This is a genomic window from Mycoplasma todarodis (assembly GCF_004335995.1).
Taxonomy (GTDB): Bacteria; Bacillota_I; Bacilli_A; order Mycoplasmatales; family Metamycoplasmataceae; genus Mycoplasma_K; species Mycoplasma_K todarodis.
In genome coordinates, this window is record NZ_PSZP01000045.1 from 1 (window position 1) to 4,829 (window position 4,829).

Below are 4,829 nucleotides of genomic sequence, written 5' to 3' on the forward strand. Positions count from 1 at the left end.
CTACATAGAGCTTTCAAAGAACAAGTTTCAGAAATCGTATATGAAGAATTAATTAAATATATAGAGGAGGAATAGTATGGCAGATAAAAGACAAACAAATATAAGTAACGTTAAATCTCAAATGAAAGAGGTTAAGACGGAATTAAAAGATGGTGTATTCATTTATACTGGACCAATGACAATCGCGGAATTCGCGGATAAAATTGAACAACCAGCAAACGAAATTATCAAACACTTTTTCATGAAAGGGAAAATGTTTAACTTAAACATGACACTTGATGAGGAACAAATTGGTGAATTATGTATGGAATATGAATACGATTTCCAACGTAAAGAAGAAGTTACAGCTGCTAACTTTATGGAACAAATGGAAATAGAAGAAAAAGAAGAACATTTAGTTGAAAAACCACCTATTGTTACAATCATGGGTCACGTTGACCATGGTAAAACAACTCTAATTGACAAGATTAGAAATGCAAACGTTAACGTTGTTGATGGTGAAGCTGGTGGGATTACACAACACACAGGTGCATACCAAATTGATCATAAAGGTAAAAAGATTACTTTCATTGATACTCCTGGACACGAGGCTTTCACAGCTATGCGTTCAAGAGGAGCTAAAGTAACTGACATCGTTATTATCGTTGTTGCTGCTGAGGATAGTGTTATGCCACAAACTAAAGAAGCTATTGATCACTCTAAAGCTGCTGGTGTTCCGATGATTGTTTTCGTTAACAAAATGGATAAACCTGGAGCAAATGCTGAAAAAGTTAAAGCTGACTTATCAGCTCATGATGTTATTGCTGATGACTGAGGTGGAGACGTGCAATTCGTTTACGGTTCAGGTCTAACAGGAATGGGTATTGAAGAACTATTTAATGCTATTACTCTTGAAGCTGAAATGTTAGAACTTAAAGCTAACCCAGATAGACTACCAATGGGTGTTGTTGTTGAAGCACACTTAGATAAAGGTAGAGGTTCAGTTGCAACAATTATTGTTGAAAACGGAACAATCGTACCTCGTGACTTCATTGTTGCTGGTGCACACTATGGTAGAGTTAGATCTCTTGAAAATACAACTAATAATGCAATCGAATCAGCAGGTCCTGGTACACCGGTAGTTATTACTGGTCTAAACTATACACCTTCAGCTGGTGATAAATTTGTTGGATTCAAAAATGAAAAATTTGCAAAAGCTCTTGCACAAGAAAAAGCATTTGCAGATAAACAACAAGAACTTAAAGCTAGAAACGCTGTTCATATTGAAGATGGTATTAAAACACTTAATATCGTTATCAAGTCAGACGTTCAAGGTACAGCAGAAGCTGTTAAATACTCATTAGGAAGAATTTCAAATGAAGAAGTAGTTGTTAATGTTGTTAGAGCATCAGTTGGGGCAATCACTAAAAGTGATATCTTACTAGCTCAAGCATCACAATCAATTATTTACGGATTTAACATTCGTCCAACAGGTAGTGTTAAACAATTCGCTGAACAAGAAAAAATTATCATTAAAACACATACAATTATTTACAAAATGATTGAAGAAGTTGAAGCAATGCTAAAAGGTATGTTAGCACCTAAATTCGAAGAAAAAGTTATTGGTCAAGCAAGAATCGTTAGACCAATCTTCTCTTCAAAAGTTGGTAACATCGCTGGTTCAGTAGTTATTGATGGAATAATCAAATCAGGTTCAAAAATGAGACTTATTCGTGATGGTAGAACAATTCATGAAGGAATTCTAGATTCTCTACAAAGAGGACCAGACCAAGCTAAGAAAGTTGAACTTGGTAAAGAATTCGGTACACACATTAAAAAATTCGATGATATTCGTGAAGATGACATTATTGAATGTTATGAAGACGTTGAGATCGAGGTTAAATAATGTCTGTAACACATCAAAAGAAAGAAAAAATGTTCTTAAGAGCAGTCTCACAAATTATCTCTGAAGAAATTACTAATGTTAATGTTTCATATACAACAGTAACTGATGTAAAACTTTCAAGAGATGGTTCACACTTAAATGTTTACTTAACATTCGAAAGTAATAAAGAACGTTCAATGGAAAATCTACAAAAGGCTAGAGGATTCATTAGAACTCAACTTTCAAAAACAATTCATATGAGAAAAACACCAGAAGTTCACCTGAAACATGATGAATCAATGGCTATTGGATCAAGAATTGATGAAATACTAAACAGTATTAAAAAGAACGAAAAATAAGCATAGGCTTATTTTTTTATATTGTAAAAAACATTCAACCCCAATAAAACACAATTAGCAAAAATACATATTGGTATTATTGTGGAGCGTATAAAGGGAAGGCGCAAACCTTCATATGCATATAGAGGGGGAATAATGAAAAACAAAGCAAATCAAAAGACTATGACAATAAGAAGAGTTAAAAAACTTATTAAAGAAAAAAATAAAATGAACTCGGAAATTATAGAAATAGAAAACAAAAATAGAATTGCATCAGAAAAAATGGAATTATTAATTTCGTTAAGGGAAACAATATCGGATGAACTTTCTAATAATATGTATAAAAATACTCACAAAATAACAAAGAAATTAAATGTCAAGCAATCAAAGAATGAACATGCCATTTATAATACTCAAAAGTTGATTGCAGACAATAAAAATAAAATCGAAAACAAAAAGATTATCATCAAAAGAATGGAAACTTCAATTAAGCAATTAGATAGAGAACTTCTAAAGCAATGAGAAGTCAAGAAGTATAAAATCGCTAATGAACAAACCATTGAATTGATACTAAACTAGGCAAAAGCCTTGTTTTTTCTTATCTTTAATAAGATAAAATATAAATATGTTCGTACTATTAGATAAAGAAAAAGGAATTTCATCTTTTAAAGCAATTAATAACTTTAGAAGAGAAAATAATATTAAAAAAATTGGGCACACAGGAACTCTTGATCCTTTGGCAACAGGATTGTTACTTGTGGCTACTGATGATGATACAAAACTTATTGATTTCATAGATAAAGGAGAAAAGACTTATGTTGCAACAATGCAATTAGGTGTTATCTCAGATACTTATGATTCAGAAGGTGAGATTGAGAAAGTTTCTGATGTCATCCCAACAAAAGAAGAAGTTGAAAAAGAACTTAAGAAATTCATTGGTGTTCAAGAACAAATGCCACCTGCATTTTCAGCTAAAAAGATAAATGGTGTTGCTGCTTATAAATTAGCAAGAGAAGGTAAGGAAGTTAAATTAAAAACTTCAACAATTGAAATCAATACTATCGATGTTTTAGAATTCGAAAAAGACATTGTTGTTTTTGAGGTGAATGTATCAAGAGGTACATATATAAGATCTATTATTCATGATTTGGGACAAAGACTTGGTTGTGGTGCAATAATGACTGAATTAAGAAGAACTACAATAGGACCATTAACAGAAGAACACTTTGGAACTAATGTTGATATTGAGAAACTTTTAACGCTACCAATCGTTGAGTTGAAAAAAGAAGAGATTATGATTCTGATTAATGGAATCGCAATTGATAATGCATATGGAATAAAAGGAAAATACGTTGCAAAAGTGAATGGAGTTATTTGTGGAATTATCGAAGCAAATGAACGTATTAAGTCTGTAAAATTATTCGGTAAGAAAATAGAGGTACTATAAATGAAAGCATTTTATTTCCCAGAGAAAATAGAAATTAAGAATCCAACAATAATCATGGGTTCTTTCGATGCTATTCATATCGGTCATTTAGAATTGATTAAGAAAGCCCAATCATTAAATGAACCAATCATCATGATGATGTTTGAGAAGCCTTACGAACTACCAAACAAATCAAGAGAGATGTTTGAACAATTAGAGGTTAGACTTCAAAAACTTTCTAATATGGATATCGACTATGCAATGGTAGTAAAAGTTGATAGTCACTTATTAACAATGCTTCCAGAAGACTTTATGAAAGAACTGAAAGAAACTTATTCACCTGCAAATATTGTTTGTGGTAAGGATTTCAGTTTTGGTAGAGGTGGAGCAGGGAATCCTGATTTATTAGCAAAAGTATTTGGGGAAGTTCATGTCGTTGATATGAAGAAAATTGCCAACAAAAATATTTCAACATCAATCATTAAGGAACAAATCCCTTTTGGTGAAATTGATTTTGCTAATTCATTATTAGTAGCACCTTGAACAACTAATATAAAGATTGGTAAAGAATCTGAATTTGTATTAGAAGAAGTTCAAATTAAACCACATTCAGGATTTTATGCAGTTACTGCAATAAATAACGATGTTATGTATCATGGAGTTGTCCATGTAACTAGGCAAGGTAAAAATATTATTCATTTATTGAATAACTCTGAAAACCTTCAAAATAAAGACTTTTCAATCTCATGATGAAGACAATTAGAAATCACCATTAAAGATCAGGGTGACGAACTACGTGATGAGCACTTAGAAGTTGCTAACAGATTTTTCAAAAATAGTTTATAATAGAAAAGCATAAAAGCGTTGTAATACTCGGTTTGGATACCTGTCCGGATTCTTGCTGGGGTTACATGAAATAAACATAGGAGGACAAAACATGGCTGTATCAAAAGCAAAAAAAGAAGAACTTAAGGTTCTATTGAAGCTCAAATCGCTATCTTAACAGAAGATATCAACATCCTTACACCACACTTCAAAGCTAACAAAAAAGATAAACACTCTCAAAGAGGTTTCTTAGCTAAGATCCAAAAGCGTAAAGATTTATTAAAATATCTAAAAGCTCAAGACTTCAACAAATACCAAGCTCTAATTAAAGAACTTGGACTAAGAAAATAATGGCATCGCCATTATTTTTTTCTTG

Annotated in this window: 6 protein-coding genes; all 6 read left to right on the top strand. The window is 31.8% G+C overall.

Going from position 1 to position 4,829, the window contains the following annotated elements; genetic code table 4:
* Positions 1-76: 76 nt before the first annotated feature.
* The 6 genes from infB (at position 77) to rpsO (ending at position 4,804) form a co-directional block, all read left to right on the top strand.
* Positions 77-1,885, top strand: a complete 1,809-nt coding sequence (gene infB, locus C4B25_RS04120; protein ID WP_131613820.1) for a translation initiation factor IF-2 — start codon at positions 77-79, stop codon at positions 1,883-1,885.
* Positions 1,885-2,223: a 30S ribosome-binding factor RbfA gene (rbfA, locus tag C4B25_RS04125; RefSeq protein ID WP_131613821.1), complete on the top strand. Its 339-nt coding sequence runs from the start codon at positions 1,885-1,887 to the stop codon at positions 2,221-2,223. The genes infB and rbfA overlap by 1 nt, the downstream gene beginning before the upstream one ends.
* A gap of 135 nt (positions 2,224-2,358) precedes the next feature.
* Entirely contained in the window at positions 2,359-2,781 is a 423-nt protein-coding gene (locus C4B25_RS04130) for a hypothetical protein (protein ID WP_131613823.1), read from the top strand.
* 46 nt (positions 2,782-2,827) lie between these two features.
* A complete protein-coding gene (gene truB / locus C4B25_RS04135) occupies positions 2,828-3,649 on the top strand; it encodes a tRNA pseudouridine(55) synthase TruB (protein ID WP_131613825.1) in 822 nt (273 codons plus the stop codon).
* Positions 3,650-4,474, top strand: coding sequence for an FAD synthase (locus C4B25_RS04140; RefSeq protein WP_131613827.1), 825 nt, complete (start codon positions 3,650-3,652; stop codon positions 4,472-4,474).
* A gap of 132 nt (positions 4,475-4,606) precedes the next feature.
* Positions 4,607-4,804, top strand: a complete 198-nt coding sequence (gene rpsO, locus C4B25_RS04145; RefSeq protein WP_131613829.1) for a 30S ribosomal protein S15 — start codon at positions 4,607-4,609, stop codon at positions 4,802-4,804.
* The last annotated feature ends 25 nt before the right edge of the window (positions 4,805-4,829 follow it).